General features: G+C 63.3%; 17 protein-coding genes and 1 tRNA gene. 8 read left to right on the top strand and 10 right to left on the bottom strand.

Going from position 1 to position 15975, the window contains the following annotated elements:
- Positions 1-91 precede the first annotated feature (91 nt).
- Entirely contained in the window at positions 92-577 is a 486-nt protein-coding gene (locus HALRU_RS15515; protein ID WP_015302336.1) for a hypothetical protein, read from the bottom strand.
- 245 nt (positions 578-822) lie between these two features.
- Here HALRU_RS15515 and HALRU_RS15510 point away from each other — a divergent pair, with 245 nt between their 5' ends.
- Entirely contained in the window at positions 823-2001 is a 1179-nt protein-coding gene (locus tag HALRU_RS15510; protein ID WP_015302335.1) for an aspartate kinase, read from the top strand.
- Between the two features lie 101 nt (positions 2002-2102).
- The gene (locus tag HALRU_RS15505) at positions 2103-2753 is read left to right on the top strand and encodes a hypothetical protein (protein WP_015302334.1); all 651 of its coding nucleotides are present in this window, start codon (positions 2103-2105) and stop codon (positions 2751-2753) included.
- A 139-nt stretch (positions 2754-2892) separates the two neighbouring features.
- Here HALRU_RS15505 and HALRU_RS15500 read toward each other — a convergent pair whose 3' ends face one another.
- The 3 genes from HALRU_RS15500 to HALRU_RS15490 form a co-directional block, all read right to left on the bottom strand.
- On the bottom strand, positions 2893-3246 hold the full coding sequence (locus HALRU_RS15500) for a hypothetical protein (protein ID WP_015302333.1): 354 nt from the start codon (positions 3244-3246) through the stop codon (positions 2893-2895).
- Positions 3247-3337: 91 nt separating this feature from the next.
- Positions 3338-3997 carry a metallophosphoesterase family protein gene (locus HALRU_RS15495; protein ID WP_015302332.1) on the bottom strand — a complete coding sequence of 220 codons (660 nt, stop codon included), beginning with the start codon at positions 3995-3997 and terminating at the stop codon, positions 3338-3340.
- An 87-nt stretch (positions 3998-4084) separates the two neighbouring features.
- A complete protein-coding gene (locus HALRU_RS15490; RefSeq protein ID WP_015302331.1) occupies positions 4085-4687 on the bottom strand; it encodes an IMP cyclohydrolase in 603 nt (200 codons plus the stop codon).
- Positions 4688-4824: 137 nt separating this feature from the next.
- Between HALRU_RS15490 and HALRU_RS16065 the strand changes: the two genes are divergently transcribed.
- From HALRU_RS16065 to HALRU_RS15470, 4 genes are all read left to right on the top strand, one after another.
- Positions 4825-5637 carry a homing endonuclease associated repeat-containing protein gene (locus HALRU_RS16065; protein ID WP_015302330.1) on the top strand — a complete coding sequence of 271 codons (813 nt, stop codon included), beginning with the start codon at positions 4825-4827 and terminating at the stop codon, positions 5635-5637.
- A gap of 60 nt (positions 5638-5697) precedes the next feature.
- Positions 5698-5770, top strand: a tRNA-Gln gene (locus HALRU_RS15480).
- 177 nt (positions 5771-5947) lie between these two features.
- On the top strand, positions 5948-6424 hold the full coding sequence (locus tag HALRU_RS15475) for a hypothetical protein (protein ID WP_171815000.1): 477 nt from the start codon (positions 5948-5950) through the stop codon (positions 6422-6424).
- Positions 6425-6571: 147 nt separating this feature from the next.
- Positions 6572-7594, top strand: a complete 1023-nt coding sequence (locus HALRU_RS15470) for a hypothetical protein (protein ID WP_015302329.1) — start codon at positions 6572-6574, stop codon at positions 7592-7594.
- Positions 7595-7665: 71 nt separating this feature from the next.
- On the opposite strand, the gene HALRU_RS15465 is transcribed toward HALRU_RS15470, so the two are convergent.
- The 3 genes from HALRU_RS15465 to HALRU_RS15455 all read right to left on the bottom strand — a co-directional run bounded on the left by HALRU_RS15465 (position 7666) and on the right by HALRU_RS15455 (position 11783).
- Positions 7666-8697: an LLM class flavin-dependent oxidoreductase gene (locus tag HALRU_RS15465; protein WP_015302328.1), complete on the bottom strand. Its 1032-nt coding sequence runs from the start codon at positions 8695-8697 to the stop codon at positions 7666-7668.
- A 186-nt stretch (positions 8698-8883) separates the two neighbouring features.
- Positions 8884-9393 (bottom strand): KEOPS complex subunit Cgi121, encoded by a 510-nt coding sequence (gene cgi121, locus HALRU_RS15460; RefSeq protein WP_015302327.1) that lies wholly within the window; start codon positions 9391-9393, stop codon positions 8884-8886.
- A complete protein-coding gene (locus HALRU_RS15455) occupies positions 9393-11783 on the bottom strand; it encodes an ATP-dependent DNA helicase (protein ID WP_015302326.1) in 2391 nt (796 codons plus the stop codon). The genes cgi121 and HALRU_RS15455 overlap by 1 nt, the downstream gene beginning before the upstream one ends.
- Before the next feature lie 167 nt (positions 11784-11950).
- Between HALRU_RS15455 and HALRU_RS15450 the strand changes: the two genes are divergently transcribed.
- The gene (locus HALRU_RS15450) at positions 11951-12370 is read left to right on the top strand and encodes a universal stress protein (protein ID WP_015302325.1); all 420 of its coding nucleotides are present in this window, start codon (positions 11951-11953) and stop codon (positions 12368-12370) included.
- Between the two features lie 41 nt (positions 12371-12411).
- Here the strand turns inward: HALRU_RS15450 and HALRU_RS15445 are convergent, their stop codons facing one another.
- Positions 12412-13620: an inorganic phosphate transporter gene (locus tag HALRU_RS15445; RefSeq protein WP_015302324.1), complete on the bottom strand. Its 1209-nt coding sequence runs from the start codon at positions 13618-13620 to the stop codon at positions 12412-12414.
- An 87-nt stretch (positions 13621-13707) separates the two neighbouring features.
- Entirely contained in the window at positions 13708-14496 is a 789-nt protein-coding gene (locus HALRU_RS15440; RefSeq protein WP_015302323.1) for a class I SAM-dependent methyltransferase, read from the bottom strand.
- Positions 14497-14659: 163 nt separating this feature from the next.
- On the opposite strand from HALRU_RS15440, the gene HALRU_RS15435 reads away from it, so the two are divergent.
- The gene (locus HALRU_RS15435) at positions 14660-14905 is read left to right on the top strand and encodes a ferredoxin (RefSeq protein WP_015302322.1); all 246 of its coding nucleotides are present in this window, start codon (positions 14660-14662) and stop codon (positions 14903-14905) included.
- 54 nt (positions 14906-14959) lie between these two features.
- On the opposite strand, the gene mdh is transcribed toward HALRU_RS15435, so the two are convergent.
- Entirely contained in the window at positions 14960-15874 is a 915-nt protein-coding gene (mdh, locus tag HALRU_RS15430) for a malate dehydrogenase (protein ID WP_015302321.1), read from the bottom strand.
- Positions 15875-15975 lie beyond the last annotated feature (101 nt).

Here is a 15975-nt window from a genome sequence, read left to right as displayed (position 1 = left end):
GACCGTGACCGAACGCAACGACGTTCAGTACACTGCCGATACGGAATAGGTGAATACCCTCGCTCGCGGAACCTTTTCCTGTAGAAGGGTTTCAGGTGGAGTCTGCCGTATCGTCCAGGTGAAATCGTCGCGTCGGTTCGCCCTCGAACGGCGGCCCCGCTCCGACGTCTTCGAACCCGACGGCCTCTAGCCGTTCGCGCTGGCGTTCGTTTCCGATGGGGACCACGGCTTCGACTGGCATCGCTTCTGCCCGCGCGAACGAGATCGGTTCCTCCAGGAGGCGCCGACAGGCCTGATCCGATCCGCGGACGTTCGTCACGAAGACGGTGTCGGCGTCGGCGTCGAAACTGACGAAGCCGAGGATGTCGGGTTCCTCGTCAATCCCGGGCCGAGCGTCCGTCGGCGATTCGTCCGCCGACAGGGTGTCTTCGCCGGACGAGGCCGATCGATCGTCGGTCGACGGCACGGCGACGCGAACGGTCCGGGTGTGGAGCTGGGACATGAGGACGTCCGTCGGGGCGTCTGCGAGCGCGGCAAGGGCCGCTGCGTCGGCTTCTCTGGCGTCTCGGACGTTCATTTGCCGACCCCTACGGAAGCCAGCGTGAAAGATGTCCCTCCCGAACCCGACCGGCCCGTCGAACGGATGCGGTCGCCCCGAGACCGAGGGTCACGACGCGGCCGTCCGCTGCTCGTCGGTGGCACTCTCGGGGAGTGGGTAAGATTCCGTCCGAGGGACAGGGTTATCACCAGTCTTCCCAAACTGGCATCCATGTCGAATCGGGTCTCGAACGGGTTGGATCGGACGGCTATCGGGGTGATTTCGTGCGCGTCGTAGCGAAGTTCGGCGGGACGAGTCTCGGCAGCGGTGATCGGATCGCCAGAGCGGCCGACTCGATCGAGGCGGCAGTCGCCAACGGCCACGAGATCGCCGTCGTCGCGAGTGCCATGGGATCGACGACCGACGAGCTCATCGACGACATCACGTTCCAGGCGTCGGATGCCGACCGTGCGGAGATCGTCAGCATGGGCGAACGGACGTCGGTCCGGATGGTGAAAGCGGCACTGACGGCACGGGGCGTCGATGCGACGTTCGTCGAACCCGGCGATCCCGAGTGGCCGGTCGTGACCGACGAGTACGGCGAGGTCGACGTCTCGGCCACGCAAGAACGGACCGAAGCGCTCGTCTCGACGCTCGACGAGACGGTCCCGGTGATCACTGGGTTCCTGGCCGAAGGGCCCGATGGAGCCGTCTCCACGCTCGGACGGGGTGGATCGGACACGACCGCGGTCATGCTCGGGTCGTACATGGACGCAGACGAGGTCGTCATCGTGACCGACGTCGAGGGCGTCATGACGGGCGACCCACACGCCGTCGAGGGGGCACGTAACGTCGGCGAAATCTCCGTCGACGAACTTCGAAACCTCTCGTTTCGCGGGGCCGAGGTCGTGGCACCGTCGGCCCTTTCCTACAAGGACGAGGCCCTCGACGTCCGCGTCGTTCACTACCAGCACGGCGATCTGTTGACCGGCGGCACGACGATCGAGGGAACCTTCGAGAACCTCATCGACCTCCGCGAGCGCCCGCTGGCCTGCCTCACCGTCGCCGGCCGGTCCATCCGCAACGAATCCGGCGTCTTTCAGTCGCTCGCGGGTGCGCTCGGCGATGCCGACATCAACATCGACGTCGCTGCGAGCGGCCTCGACAGCATCACCCTGTACGTGGACGCCGAGGAGGCCGGGCGAGCGGAGAACATCCTCCACCAGCAGGTCATCGAACGGCCGGAGGTCGCCTCTGTCACGGTGGACGAGCCGCTCGCCATCATCCGCCTCACGGGCGGCGAACTTCCGACGCAGCCGGGAGTCATCCACGAGATCGTCGACCCCTTCGCCGAGGAGCGCATCCAGATTCACGACCTCGTCACGTCGGCCACCAGCGTTGCCATCGTCGTCGCCTGGTCGGATCGCGAACGCAGTCTCGAACTCGTCCAGGATCTCTTCTGAACGCGGAAACGTCACGTTGCCCGCCTTTCGTCACGGTCAGCCGTCGAACGAATCACGGTAATCGGCGCGTAACGAAGCAGGTATTTGGTGGCTCGTCGGATATGACCGACGACGTACCCGTCACCGAACTATTCGAAGACGTCGAGGCCGACCCGGACGCGATCATCGCCGCCTACGGCGCCGACTCTCCCGAGGACCTCGTCGACGGGCCGGGCGAGCACGATCCACACCCCGATCCGGTTCTCGACGGTGACGTCGACGGGGCCGCCGAGCGACTCTCCGAACTCGCCGACCTGACGCTCGACTCGACCAGCGACGGTCACGGCCCCCGCGACGACCCCACGGACTCCGCCACCGAGACTGACCCGTCAATTGGAACGACCACTCAGACCGATACCGACACAGACGGCCCGCGATACACCGCCGATTCGGTCGGTGGCGGCGTGACGGTCGACGTCCTCCCGGGAGACGGCGAGAGCCTCGGGGAGTTCCTCGGACTCGACGACACTCAGGAGGCGTCGACGGCGACGGACCGCGAACCCGTCCTCGTCGGACCCGAGCCGGCGGCGACCCGGGTCTCGAACGAATCGTTCGGGCCGGCGGCCCACCCTCCAACCGCCGACGGCCCTGGCGCGGGACCGTCGACGTGGCAACGAGCCGGGAATCGACCGGATCCCACACAGATCGACGCGGACGCGGCCACCGAACGGGAGACCGAGCTCGCCTCGTCGGTGTTCGAGTGGGTCTCCTGAGGCGCGGTGTGACACCGCTCGGTGGACAAATCGAGGGTCCGGAAACATGCTGATCGAACGGCCAGGAGAACATTCTACGCTGCAGTCGGGCTTCGAACGGCGCCGAGCGGTACTGGCATCGCGCGGCTGAACACCTTGCTTACCTGCCGACGACCGTCCGTGCGCGGTCGGTCACCGACTGCGTGGACGATTCCTCTCGACCGCCGAGGTACTCCTGAACGACTGCGGGGATAGCCGGGCCATCGGTGCCCTCGCCGCTGATCCAGTCGGGAACCATCGATTCCAGTTCCTCGCGGCGCTGGTCACGCATCGTGGCGTAGCGACGGAGAACGAGGCCCACACCGATGAAGAGCGCGGCGTCTCTGAGTTCGTGGCGGAAGCGCGTCGAATCGTCCCTGAGAGCGATGGCCTTGACGAGCGAGACGCCACCGATGGCGAGGTAGACGAGGCTCGTGCGGCGGGGGTTGCCGGTGAGTAGCTGTTTGGGGGTCATCCAGCCACGTCCTACCACGTCACCCGTGATAGCCGTTCGGTCACGTTCACCCAGGCGAGAATGTGTGACCGCCGTCGACCACGCCGAACCGCTATTCGCCGCGAGCGAGTCGCGATCCGATCCGGGTGGGGAGACCGGTCTCCGCGACGCCGTCCTGGACGCGTTCGATATCGTACTCGACCCGGTGGGTCTCGACGGTCATCGCGTCGAGATCACAGATGGCGTAGGCCGCTCGCGGGTCGCCGTCGCGGGGCTGGCCGACACTCCCTGGATTGACGACGATTCCGTCGGCGAACCGCTCGGCGTGCTGGACGTGCGTATGTCCCATGACGAGGACGTCCTCGTCCGTTAACATTCCCGACGAAAACTCCTCGGGGTAGGTGTAGCGATCGGGATCGTCCGGGTGGCCGTGGACGATCTTCAGCCGGCCGTCGAACAGCGTTCGTTCGTCCGGAAGCGACGCGAGCCACTCGCGCTGGTCCTCGTCGAGAACCGCAAGCGCGTGGTCGACACCGGCAGCCGCCATATCGTTGAACTGAAACCCGGTTTCCGTGACGACGGCCCGATCGTGGTTTCCCATCACGGTCGGGACCTCTCGCTCGCACAACGCGTCGACACAGTCGCCAGGCCAGGGATTGTAGCCGACGACGTCGCCGGCGCAGACGAGCGCATCCACAGCCGGGAGATCCGCGAGTACCGCCTCCAGCGCGACTCGATTCCCGTGAACGTCAGAGATGAGACCGATCTGCATTGGCTGAGCGGACGGGTGCCAGCCGTATGTGTGTTTTTGCCCGCGGCGGTGGCGTCGCCGCAGAATGTCGAGCCTCGAACGACGCCGTCAGTCGGTCCCGTTCTCGATCGCCGTCTCGAACCCGTCGTCGTCCCGCGTCACGCCCGCAGCGCAGACGGCGTGCTCGAAGTCGAGGTCGTACGCGGTCGCCGCGGCCGCCTCGGCGTCGGTCGCGTCGAACTCGAACGCGCCCGGTGTGTCCCGTTCGTAGGTGGCGACCAGCGTGGGTTCGTCGACACGCTCGACGAGGAGGGCGTCGCGACGGACGGTCGCGATGGTGGCCTCGCCGTCGGCGTCGAGCACCCCCGCGATTCGCGGGGTATCGTAGTCGTCCTTCTCGAAGTCGAGCGCCAGCAGTGCCGTCGCCAGTGCGTCGCGAGCGGGGTAGCCCAGTTCGAGCTTCTCCGCGATCGGATCGACGTGCGAGCCGTTGCCGATCGCTGCCGCCTCGCCACGCGGCGTCTCCACCGTGCGCAGGCAGTTGTAGGCCACGTACGGATTGTCCGTCTCCGGCGCGTCGGGCGTCGGCCCGACGGTCAGGGTGGTATCCTCGTCGCTCCGATCCGTGATCTGGCGATTCGGGAACGAGCGCGACGACACGCGATAGGCGGCCGTCTCGGGACCGACGACGACGAAGCGTCCGACGTACATACGCGTGCCTGCACGGCAAGCGGGTAAGTTGGTGTCGATTGCCAACTGGCGTCCACTCGTTGATCGGCACGGAGAAATCGGAAATTTCGGAACCCGGCGCGTAGCGACTATTATTTATTCCGTGCAATAAATAATCGATGACAACGACGGTCTCCGAGTGCATCGACGCTCTCCAGCGCGCTGCCGCGGAACTTGGCGAGTCGCCGACGAAAGCGCAGTACGAAGCGTTGGGATTCACCCCGGCGTCGGCAACGATCATTCGGATTATTGGTAGCTGGAACGAGGCAAAGGTGAAGGCGAATCTCGAAACGTATTACTCTCGCGGTCCCAGGGTCAGTCCAAAACCGGACGATATTGACCTTCCTGACGACCGTGACTGGTCCTCGTTGTCAGTCGATCAGCGGTGGCATTATCGAAATCGAGAGTGGAACACGAAACGGACATTGCGTCGACGAACCCGTTTACGAGAATGGGTCAGAGACCAACGCCAGCAGCGAGGCTGTACCCGGTGTGGCATGAACGATCCCGGGTGTCTCGATTTTCACCATCGAAAAGACGAATCGAAGCGGATGAACGTGGGGGAGATGGTTACGTACGGGTACGGAAAAGACGCACTTCGTGAGGAGATTGCGAAGTGCGACGTCCTCTGTGCAAATTGCCACCGACTGCTACATCATCAGGAACCGTCGTGCGACCTCCGACGGTGGACAGTGACGCAAAAACGGAAGAGCGGCGGCTGTACCCGCTGCAGTGAAGAGCGGGCGGCGTGCCTCGATTACCATCACACGGGTGAGGACAAATCGATGAGTGTCTCGCAACTCGTTGCCAACAACAGGCCAAAGGGAGAGGTACGCCGTGAGATGAAAAAGTGCGTTATCCTCTGTGCGAACTGCCACCGGAGAGAACACTACCATCCTTCGGATACGGCTTTACAAGCCGATCGACACTAACACGATTGGCTGGGTATAGATCGAAACCACTATACCTCAAACCGCATTACGGCTGTGTACAGTCCATTAGGGTAGCGGCCAATCCTTCGAGCTTCTGGGGCTCGAGACCCTGGTTCGAATCCAGGATGGACTACTTCTAATTCCTCTCATCAATGGTTAACCAGGGACTTGAAAAGGTTTGAAGAGTCTATACCGTAGAATGGATAACACATTTTTATGGTAAATTTGGAGCCGTGTAATTTTTTCTTCACAACCTACTATCCGCTATATGTGATGGAATCATCAAACGGATAGGCCACAGTCTTATACCGTGCAATACCATATTATGGTAATAGCAAAGATGAATAGGAGAAAAATCATCCAAGGATTGGCTACTGGTGGTATATTGATTACAACTGGATGTGCATTATCAAACAATAGTGATAATAATACTGCATCACCTCCGTTACAACGAATACGGATCGTAAATCTCCATGATGATAATGTAAGGATATCGGTTGAAATAAGGGGCGAGGAGAAAAAACTGGACTTTTCTAACACAGTTGATCCAATATCCGATGGAATATCGGAGGAATGGGTGGTTAAGCCAAGAGGCATCGACAACGCATTCGATTATTCTTATATAATCAGAATAGAAAATGGGGATACTTCTACGGTTTCTTCGCAAACTTTATCAAAAATGTTTGAGGCCATGGATGACGGTTGCCTTGAACTTACATGGCTTATTCGAGAACCATCCGACGATATTGGTGCGTTTCCTCAAATCATAAACCAATGTGCTGATTGAAAGACTATTTGAAAAATAACACATACGTAATTTTGCAAATCCAATGGCTATTGACCTCTGGAGCTTTTAATTAAAATATCTCTATATTATAGAACACAACAGGAAAAACAGTAGATTTTTTATCTGGGGTAGTTATGGTAAAATGCAATGTCTGGTAATAGGCGAAAATTCATTCGAAACGCTGTCGGCTCCACCTTCGGAATTGCAACGCTTGGGAGTATTCCACCCTTGTCGGCCGTTGAACAGCGCCTCTGGAAAGAAAAACTAGTGGACATTCAGTCACCAATTGATTCTAAATCTAAAAGTGATCACGACATTGATCGCGGGAAGGCCATCCATACCCCGAAGCACGTATTTGGGACTAGTAATGTTCGATTGTTAGAGGTTTTTAAGACGGATACTTATGGGTGGGAGGCATATCTTGGACTTACCGGATGTGGCCAAAGCCTTAGGGGAGAGGATGATACGTGGAAAACTGACGACATTAAGAGCAATTCGTTTGATGTAATAAATGGCGACGATGCGTACTACCCTCCATCAATTGATGCAGGTTATAGGGGATTTACCCCGACGGGCTCAGAATCTGATATAACCTTGCCGGACTGGGTCAACCCAGCATTTGATCTGACCGTTTCAACGATAGTAGCATTTGCAAGCTCGAACCCTTGGACAGGTGCGGGGACAGCAATTACCTTAAGTGCTCCTGACATCCTTGCTTCTCTTCAAGGAGAAGATGGAAGAAGCGCTATTGATGGCGGATACCGTGTGAAGAACGTATTCGATGGCTGGACCGATGTCCCGTCTGAAATGTCACATTACCAACGGATAAACCCCAGGTTTGGAGACGAACTTAAGCAGGGCTATGAATTAAATGTACTATCCCGTTTTACGGCTGATGGGCTAGGGTGGCCTGTGAACGACATTACTGCTGAAAATAAATTTTCGGTATTTATTTGGGAAGACGATGAAGATGGGGTAGTTGTACCCAGGAATCTCTCCTTAGAACAGAAGAGGGAATACGGCTATATCGAAGTCTCCGACGGTGAACCCGAAAACCCATCTGTTCGATCACAACCGGAGATCGTTCAGCGGGTACAGAGACTCTCTAAGAGTTTAGAAGATAGAGAATTGAAGTCAGTGATGTTGAACCCTCCATTGGGAATAAAATAGACCGGAAATAATACTTTTAAGTCGTTTGTGAGGCGCTTATAGCTGACTGAATAGGAAGCCGACATTCAATGTCAGATCCCGACGCCCTCGGCGAGTAGTTCGTGCGACCGTTTCGCGTCGTCGAAGTCGGGGATGGTGTGCTGGACGATGACGTCGTCGACGCCGACCCGATCGGTGAGTTGGGTGAGGACGGCGTCGATCGTCTCCGGGCTGCCGGAGATCGAGCGTGACCACTCGCCCTCGGGGAGCGGATCGGGCGTGTGGTCGGGGACGCCGCCGAGTTCGTCGATCGCCGTCTCGATCGAGGGGATGCCGTCGCCGATGGTCCCACGGGCCATGCGCTGGTAGACCGCCTCGGTCGGGGCGCGCAGGCGGGCGGCTTCCTCGTCCGTCTCGGCACAGACTGCGTTGATCGCGAGCATGCCTGCCGGCTCGTCGGGGCCGGCGCCGATCGGCGAGGGAGTGAACGCCTCGCGATAGGCGTCGAAGGCGGGTTCGGCGAACTGGGGGCGGATGAAACCAGCGAAGCAGTATCGGAGGCCGAGTTCGCCGGCGAGCCTTGCGCTAGAGGGTGACGACCCGAGCAACCAGGGCTCGGGGGTGTTTTCGGCCGATCGCGCGAGCTGCAGACCGCTGTAGGGATGGTCGTCGCCGAACTCGTCGAGCGCGTGTCGGAGCGTCTCCTGGACCTTCGCGCGGTGTTCGGAATCGGCTTCCTCGGGCGTCTTGGGACTCGAATCGTAGCCCATGGCGCGGTCGGCCGCTGGCGGCCCCGTCGCCCGGCCGAGTCCCATGTCGATCCGCCCGGGCGCCAGCGAGTCGAGGACGCTGAACGCCTCCGCGACCTTGTACGGCTGGTAGTAGTTGAGCAGGACCGTTCCCGACCCCAGCCGGATCGACTCGGTCTCCGCGGCGAGGTGGCCGAGCAGCACTTCCGGCGTGGTCCCGGCGATGTAGCCCGCCATCCCGTGGTGTTCGGCGACCCAGAACCGCTCGTAGCCGAGGTCCTCGCCGAGCTGGGCGAGTTCGACCGTCTGTTGGTAGGCTTCAGTCGCACTCGCACCCTCGGGAACGTGGGAGAGATCGACGATAGAGAGGTCCATACCGCAAACAGGGATCGAACGTTCAAACGGGTTGTCCATCCGGCAGCCCTGCCGGCGACCGACGAACTCGAGTGTCACCGATCGCTGCCGATTTCACGTCGAGTGAAATCCACACGACTACTCCGGATCTCCAGTTGAAACGAAGGGGGTTAGCAGGCTGGCCAGACTGTGAATCGTCGACGGTCGTTACTTCTCGACCGCCAGTAACGCGACGCGTTCGCAGACGAGTTGCTCGAGCGTCGCATTGGTGGCCGCTCGCTCCCGATCGCCGATGTCGAAGAAGTCACAGAGGGTCTCCTCGTCCGGGTTGCCGACGACGGAGGCCGGTTCGACGTCGAGCTCGTCACGAAGCTCGTCGGCGGCTGGCCCGTCGGCGCCGCCGGTGACGACGATCGCGGCGGGGCCAGTTCCCTCGTCGACGCCCATCTCGAGTGCCCGTTCGATCTGGCGGCGGCCGGCGGCGTACAGCAGGAGTTCGACGGCCGGGTCGCGGGCGATGGCGTCGTCGTTCGCGATCGCTCGTTCGGCGCTCTCGACGGCGCGTTCGAGGTGGGATTGCCCGGCGACGTACCGGGCGTCGACGGCCTGGATCGTGACGTCGTGTCGCTCCGCGATTCGGTCGATCGTTGCCAGAAACGCATCCAGGTCGTCGATCCGGAGCGTTCCCTCGACGATCGTCACGCCAGTTCCCGTCATCAGAAGTCACCCAGGCTGGACTGGTCCTCCGACTCGGGTGTCGTCGACGCGTCCGACCCGGCCTCGCTAGTCGAGCCAGAGCCGGCGTCGACTCCGGCGGCCCCGGGCGCGTCGCCTCCGTCTACCTGGATCGCCTCGACGCCGTCCATCGAGGGATCCTCGCGACCGGCGTTCTCGAGGATGTTCTCGGCCGTCTTTCGCCCTCGAAGGGCGCCGAGAACGATTCCCTTGTCCACGGTTCGTAAGTCGGCTGCCGACTCGACGCCGGCCTGGTAGAGCTGGCGAGCGCGCTTGCGACCGACGCCGCGGACGGAGACGAGTTCGAGCAACTCCTCGCGGACGCCGTGTTCGACCCGGGCGCGCGCCTCGCGGACGGCGACGCTCCAGTCCGAATCGATCTCCGCGGCGAGCGTCTCCGCGGCGCCCAGCAGCCACTCGGCGGTCTCGACCTTCCCGCGAAGGTCGCCGGGGCCGATGGAGTAGCGCTCGGTGAGGCGATCCTCGTCCATCTCGTCGGCCCAGTCCTTGAGGAGGGCGCCAGTCTTCAGCGCCGCCAGCCAGTCCTCGAAGCGGTTGTCCTCGTACTCGCTCGGGGCGTCGCCGAGCAGCTCGTCTTCCAGTTCGTAGTAGAGCTGGCCGTATTTGTCGTCCTCGCCCGAGCGCAAGTAGAGTTCGTACATGTTCGGCGTGCGGGCGATCAGCTGGTAGAGTCCCATCGCCGTCGGGCGGCTGCCGGCCGATTCGAGCCCGTGGACGATCTCCGCGGCGCTCATCGGATCGAGGTAGAGCCGCGAGACCGTGTGGCCCAGGTTCGTCGCCCGGAGGTCGACGTCCCGGTTGGCCTCCGTCGCGAGGTCGGCGGCAGACGTGAACGCGTCGTCGGCGGCATCCGCGTCGGCTCCGCTTCGTGACCCGCCGGCGGTTCCCCCCTCCCGTTCTACGAAATCGTTCCGTTCCAGATAGTCCAGCACGGTGTCGGTGACCGACTCCAGCCGCCCGCGTTCGTCCGTCTGACTCGCGTAGAGCGTCTCGTTCATGAACGAGAGGAGGCCGTCTCGCGTGCTGGCGAAGCCGGAGGCGATGGTCGCGAGGACGTGGGTTCGTAGCGCGGGTTCGGCCGCCAGTTTCGATCGGACGTCTTCGGCCTCGGCCCAGATGTAGCGGTCGAACAGATCGTCCTGTTCGTCGTGGCTCTTCGCGAGGAGGACGGCCTCGCCGTAGGGGTCGAGGCCGGGCCGACCCGCTCGGCCCATCATCTGGTGGACCTCGAGGACGTCGAGCGGGGTCATGCCGCCCGCGGTGGAGTCGAAGCGGCGCCAGTCACGGACGACGACGCGGCGGGCGGGCGTGTTCACGCCGGCGGCGAGCGTGGGCGTCGCACTGATGACCTTCAGCAACCGGTCGCGGAAGGCGTCCTCGACCAGTGATCGGTGTTCGCTGGCCAGGCCTGCGTGGTGGAAGGCGCCGCCCTTCTCGACGGCGGCCGCGAGGTCCGTGCTCGTCTCGCTGTCGCTGACGTCCCGGATGTCGTCGGCGAGCTCGTCGAGTGCCGCTTTCTCTTCGTCGTCGAGTTCCGGCGCGACGACGTTCGCGAGTCGGCGTGCCGCGGCCTCGGCGTTGCGCCGCGAGTTGACGAAGACGAGCGCGGAGGCATCCTCGGCGACGATGTCCCTGACGAGGGCGTCCTCCTGGCTCTCCGAGCCGTCGACGGGTACCTCGCGCTTGCTGCCGTCGTCGAAGCTGATCGCGTTCCCGTAGTGGACGCCCATCTGGAGGTCGATCGGGCGCCAGTCGGAGGCGACGAGTTCGGCGTCGAGCCAGTCGGCGATCTCGCCGGCGTTGCCCACCGTCGCGGAGAGCGCGACCACCTGAAGCGCGGGGTTGAGCGCGCGCAACTTCGCGAGGGTGACCTCCAGCGTCGGGCCACGATTTCTGTCGTCGATGAGGTGGACCTCGTCACTCACGACGCAGGTGAGGTCAGAGAGCCAGTCGGCGCCGTTTCGCACGAGCGAGTCGACCTTCTCGCTCGTCGCGACGACGATGTCGCGGGTGGCGAGCCAGTCGTCGGTGCTCTCGTAGTTGCCAGTCGTGACCCCCACGGAGACGCCGAACTCCTCGTAGGCCTCGAACTCGTCTTTCTTCTCGCTCGCGAGCGCCCGCAGCGGGACGATGTAGAGTGCCTTCCCGCCGCGTTCGATGGCCGAGAGCATCGAGAGGGCGGCGATCATGGTCTTCCCGCTCGCCGTCGGGACGGCCGCGACGAGACTGTCGCCGTCGGTGGCGCCGGCCTCGACCGCCTCCGCCTGTGGGGGATACAGCGACTCGATCCCCTCGTCCTGGAAGTGCGAGACGGCGCCGGGCGGGAGCCCCGACAGCTCCTCTAAATTCATTACCCGTGGTTGGGTCGTGCTCCGGTTTAAAGTGTCGTGTCGGGCGACGCGCGTCGGCGTTCGGCTGGGGGTCGATTGGATCGGTGGTTCAGTCGCCGTGGCTGGCCACCACAGGTGCCCACGACCGTCGCCGACAGGCCGATGGGGATGGGTGACCAATTGGGTCTATGGCCGATCCCGACCACGTCCTCGTCGTCGCGCTCGGGGACCCGGACGACGAAGACGCGCTGGCACACGCCCTCGAGACGTTCCCGGAGGCGGCGGTGACGCTCCTCTCCGTGGTCGCCCCGCTGGATCAATCCGTGAGCGAGGGCCGAATCCTGGAACGGAGTGAAACGCGCCTCACGGAGGCCCGCGATCGAGCCGACGGACTTCGAACGTCGGCCGCGGACCCGTCGCGGGTGACGGTCGAGACGCGTGAGGGGTCACCAGCGGACCTCGTTCCCACGTACGCCGACCGCCACGGAGTCGATCACGTCGTCGTTTCCGGGCACGACGTCAGCGGCATCGTTCGGCGACTCCTCGGTGACGGAATTCCGGAACTCATCGCGGAGCGAACCGGGGTACCGGTCACGATTCTGCAGTGAGGTCGGTGCCGGATCGAGGCCGGTCGGGCCCTGATTCAGGACTATCCACCAAGTCCGATCGCGAGCACCCGATAGAGCCCGTACCCGACGGCGATCGAGCTCCCCAGCGTTAACAGCCAGAACGAGACCGTGACGCCGATCTTGCGCCGGGAGACGCCGGCCGAGCCGGCTGCGAGGCCGCCGCCGATGACGCCCGAGAGGATGATGTTGTTGAGCGAGATCGGGATGCCGAGGAAGATCGCCAGCTGGGCGATGACGAATCCAGGAACGAGCGCGGCGATCGACCGGCGAACGCCGAGCTGGGCGTACTCTCTGGAGGTCGCTTGCAACAATCGTGGTGCAGCCATCCAGGCACCCGCGAGGATCCCTGCGGCGCCGAGTGCGAGCAGCGTGATCCCCGGCAATCCGAGCTCCACTCGGAACAGGTTCTCCAGGGGCCCGGTCGCCAGGCCGACCTGCGAACCGCCCGAGGAGAAGGCGACGATCCCGCCGAGGACCAGCAGGAAGGACCGGATCCCGCCTTGGATCGAGGCGAGGACTTTCCGACGCACCCAGTAGAACGCGATCGTACCGGCTGCGATCGTCACGAGGACGACTCCAAGGTCGACGCCGCCCACAAGCGAGGGACCGCCACCGAACTGCCGGGAGATGAGGCCGGCGAGGGTCCCCTGGTCGGCGGCGGGATCCGGGATGACGCCCAGCCGGATGTTGGCGATGATCGCCCCGACCAACCCCGCAAGCGCCGGAACGCCGACGGATTCGGGGATATCGTCCCGGCGCAGCGTGATCGCGGTCGCGTACGCCAGGCCGCCGGACATGATGGGAACGAACAGCCAGAAGGTCCCGAGTCGCTGGTAGGTCGCCATCGCCGGATCGCCGCCGAGCGAGAGGCCCACGCCGACCATCGCGCCTGTCGTCGCGAACGCCGCCGGGATCGGGTACCGCGTGTAGATGCCGATTCCCATGAACGTCGCCGCGGTGAGCAAGCCAGCGATGGCGGCCAGCGGGGTGATCGTCACGCCGTCGATGAGATCGGCCCCGATCGTCTCGGAGATACTCCCGCCCTGCATGAGCGCCCCTGCGGCGGCGAGTAGCCCGATGATGAACGCCGCCCGCATCGTCGAGATCGCGTTCGCTCCGATCGCGGGCGCGAACGGTGGCGAGTTGCTGTTCGCCCCGAGCACCCACGCCATCGACAGACAGGCCAGTACGGCGACCCCGATCAGGACGACGAACGACAGGGCGACCATTCCGTCTGTCGTCGTTTGCCGACCGGGCGGAAAAACGTTCCTTCGAGACACCCCGTGATCTCCCGTCGACACCACGCTGCTGGCCAGTCACTCGGCGAGGGGTCCATCGATCCGTTCCAGCAGTGCGCGATAAAACGGGCCGTCGTCGGTGGGAAACACCTCGTCGACGCGCCAGGGCGTCTCGGCCGTGGCTTCGCGGAGGCGATCCGGCGAACACAGCAGGAAGTGGAGTGACCGACTGATCGCGTCGAGACCGGCCCCCGTCGTCGCACGCTCGTATTCGAAGTGGAAGCACCGGTGGGCAATCCCCTCGCGCGGATCGGGTCGGTAGCCGAAGAAGTCGTCGCCGAGCTTCCTCGGATCGTAGTTGTCGACGAGCACGACTGCATCGTCGGTCGTGACGCGTGCGAACCGATCGAGGACGTCGGCGATGCCTGCGAGCGAGCCGCCGAGCCCGAGTTGCGTTCCCGAACAGTTGATCGCTCGGAACCGGTCCTGGTCGAACGGCAGGTCGAACATATCGCCGACGAGAACCTCTCGTGTCCCACGTTCGCGGGCGGTCGCCACGGCGCGCGAACTCACGTCGATACCGACTGCATCGACGTCCTGATCCCGAACCCATCGAACGTGCTGGCCGGTTCCACACCCGACATCGAGCACCGGTCCCCCGGAATCGGCCAGCCGCCGGAGCTGGGCGATTCGATCGTCCGCCCACTCTGCGGGGGGCGTAAAGTAGAATTCCTCGACGTTGCCGTCCTTCGTCTCGCGGCCGTCGCGGTAGCGAAGCGTTCCATCCCGCCCCTGCTGATAGTCCCACATCGCGAGCCCGAGTGCGTCCTCGCACGGTTTCGTAGTCGCTGCGGCGTCCGTGACCATAGGACCGACTCGATTCGCCGGGAACATAAAATCACGATGATATGTGGTTCCGACTAACATAGCACACGATTTGCCGGCCCAACCGGATTCTACGGCCCGTCGGCTCGAACGGATCCCGCCCATTCCCGCCAGCGCTATAGGCCGACCGTCCTAACGCTCGGCTATGAAAGTCGAGTTCGACGAGGACACCTGTATCGGGATGTACCAATGTGTCGCCGAGTGGAGCGAATTCGAGAAAGACAAGGATCGCGGAAAGGCCGTCCTCAAGGGCGCTGAGGAGGTCGAGGATGCCGTCTTCGTCCGCGAGGTTCCCGAAGACGCCGAACTCGACGCGAAGTTCGCAGCACGGGCCTGCCCCGTCGACGCGATCACGATCTACGACGACGATGGCGAGCAGTTGATTCCGTGACAGCAGCCCTCGGTATCTTCTACTCAGTTGGTCCGTTCTCGACTCCCTGCCCAGTCAGGCGATCTTCTCGTACTGCTCCGTGAGCTTCTCGGCGGCCTCGTCGAGCTGGTCGTGTTCGTCGTCGGTGAGGTCCCACTCGACGACTTCCTCGACGCCGTCGGACCCGAGTTTGCACGGGACGCCGAAGGCGGTGCCGTCGTGGCCGAACTCGCCGTCGAGTGTCACGCTGCAGGGCAGGACTTCGCCGGTGTCCCGCAGAATCGCCTCGACCGTGTGGGCGACGCCGGTCGCCGGGCCCCACTGGGTGGCCCCTTTCTTCTCGATGACGTTCATCGCGCTCTCCTGGAGTTCGCCGAGCAGTTCCTCCCGCTCGGTTTCGTCGAACGCGAGGTCTCGACCGTCCACGCGAACCTTCGAGAAGACGGGGACCTGGGCGTCGCCGTGTTCGCCGAGGATGGTCGCGTCGACGTTCTGGACGGGGGCGTCGTAGCGCTGGGCGATGACGTACCGGAAGCGGGCGGAGTCGAGCCGGCCGCCGAAGCCGATCACCTGCTGGCGGGCCCGGTCGCCGGTCTCGTAGAGGTGGCGATTGAGCAGGTCGACCGGGTTCGAGGTCGTGACGGTGACGAAGTCGTCGTTGTGCTCGGCGAGCGAGGCGCCGATGTCCTCCATGATCGGCGCGTTGTCGCCCGCGAGGTCGATCCGGGTCTGGCCGGGCGAGCGGGGAATCCCGGCGGTGATGACGACGACGTCAGACCCGGCCGTATCCGCGTAGGTCCCTTGCCGAACGGTCGTGTTCGAGTCGTAGGCCACGCCGTGGTTCGTGTCTGCGGCCTGACCGATCGTGACGTCCTCCTGATCGGGGATATCGACGAAGACGAGTTCGTCGACGACGTCGCGCAGTGCGAGATTGTAGCCTGCGGCGGCGCCGACCGTCCCGGCAGCGCCGACCACGCTAACTTTTGACATACCGGGTTCGTATACGTCTTCCTACTGGTTAAACCGTCGGGTCAACCCCGTCACCGGGTCACCCACCGAGTCGACTGCCGATCCGACTCCAATAGCTGAGT

Source organism: Halovivax ruber XH-70 (assembly GCF_000328525.1).
GTDB lineage: Archaea > Halobacteriota > Halobacteria > Halobacteriales > Natrialbaceae > Halovivax > Halovivax ruber.
The sequence above is the reverse complement of the archived record's forward strand: the minus strand, read 5'-3'. Positions and strand labels throughout refer to the sequence as shown.

Excerpts from the sequence above, each read along its gene's own strand:
- HALRU_RS15515 (WP_015302336.1), bottom strand. The coding sequence starts at position 577 with ATGAACGTCCGAGACGCCAGAGAAGCCGACGCAGCGGCCCTTGCCGCG.
- HALRU_RS15505 (WP_015302334.1), top strand. The coding sequence starts at position 2,103 with ATGACCGACGACGTACCCGTCACCGAACTATTCGAAGACGTCGAGGCC.
- HALRU_RS15500 (WP_015302333.1), bottom strand. The coding sequence starts at position 3,246 with ATGACCCCCAAACAGCTACTCACCGGCAACCCCCGCCGCACGAGCCTC.
- HALRU_RS15495 (WP_015302332.1), bottom strand. The coding sequence starts at position 3,997 with ATGCAGATCGGTCTCATCTCTGACGTTCACGGGAATCGAGTCGCGCTG.
- HALRU_RS15490 (WP_015302331.1), bottom strand. The coding sequence starts at position 4,687 with ATGTACGTCGGACGCTTCGTCGTCGTCGGTCCCGAGACGGCCGCCTAT.
- HALRU_RS16065 (WP_015302330.1), top strand. The coding sequence starts at position 4,825 with ATGACAACGACGGTCTCCGAGTGCATCGACGCTCTCCAGCGCGCTGCC.
- HALRU_RS15470 (WP_015302329.1), top strand. The coding sequence starts at position 6,572 with ATGTCTGGTAATAGGCGAAAATTCATTCGAAACGCTGTCGGCTCCACC.
- HALRU_RS15465 (WP_015302328.1), bottom strand. The coding sequence starts at position 8,697 with ATGGACCTCTCTATCGTCGATCTCTCCCACGTTCCCGAGGGTGCGAGT.
- cgi121 (WP_015302327.1), bottom strand. The coding sequence starts at position 9,393 with ATGACGGGAACTGGCGTGACGATCGTCGAGGGAACGCTCCGGATCGAC.
- HALRU_RS15455 (WP_015302326.1), bottom strand. The coding sequence starts at position 11,783 with ATGAATTTAGAGGAGCTGTCGGGGCTCCCGCCCGGCGCCGTCTCGCAC.
- HALRU_RS15450 (WP_015302325.1), top strand. The coding sequence starts at position 11,951 with ATGGCCGATCCCGACCACGTCCTCGTCGTCGCGCTCGGGGACCCGGAC.
- HALRU_RS15445 (WP_015302324.1), bottom strand. The coding sequence starts at position 13,620 with ATGGTCGCCCTGTCGTTCGTCGTCCTGATCGGGGTCGCCGTACTGGCC.
- HALRU_RS15440 (WP_015302323.1), bottom strand. The coding sequence starts at position 14,496 with ATGGTCACGGACGCCGCAGCGACTACGAAACCGTGCGAGGACGCACTC.
- HALRU_RS15435 (WP_015302322.1), top strand. The coding sequence starts at position 14,660 with ATGAAAGTCGAGTTCGACGAGGACACCTGTATCGGGATGTACCAATGT.
- mdh (WP_015302321.1), bottom strand. The coding sequence starts at position 15,874 with ATGTCAAAAGTTAGCGTGGTCGGCGCTGCCGGGACGGTCGGCGCCGCC.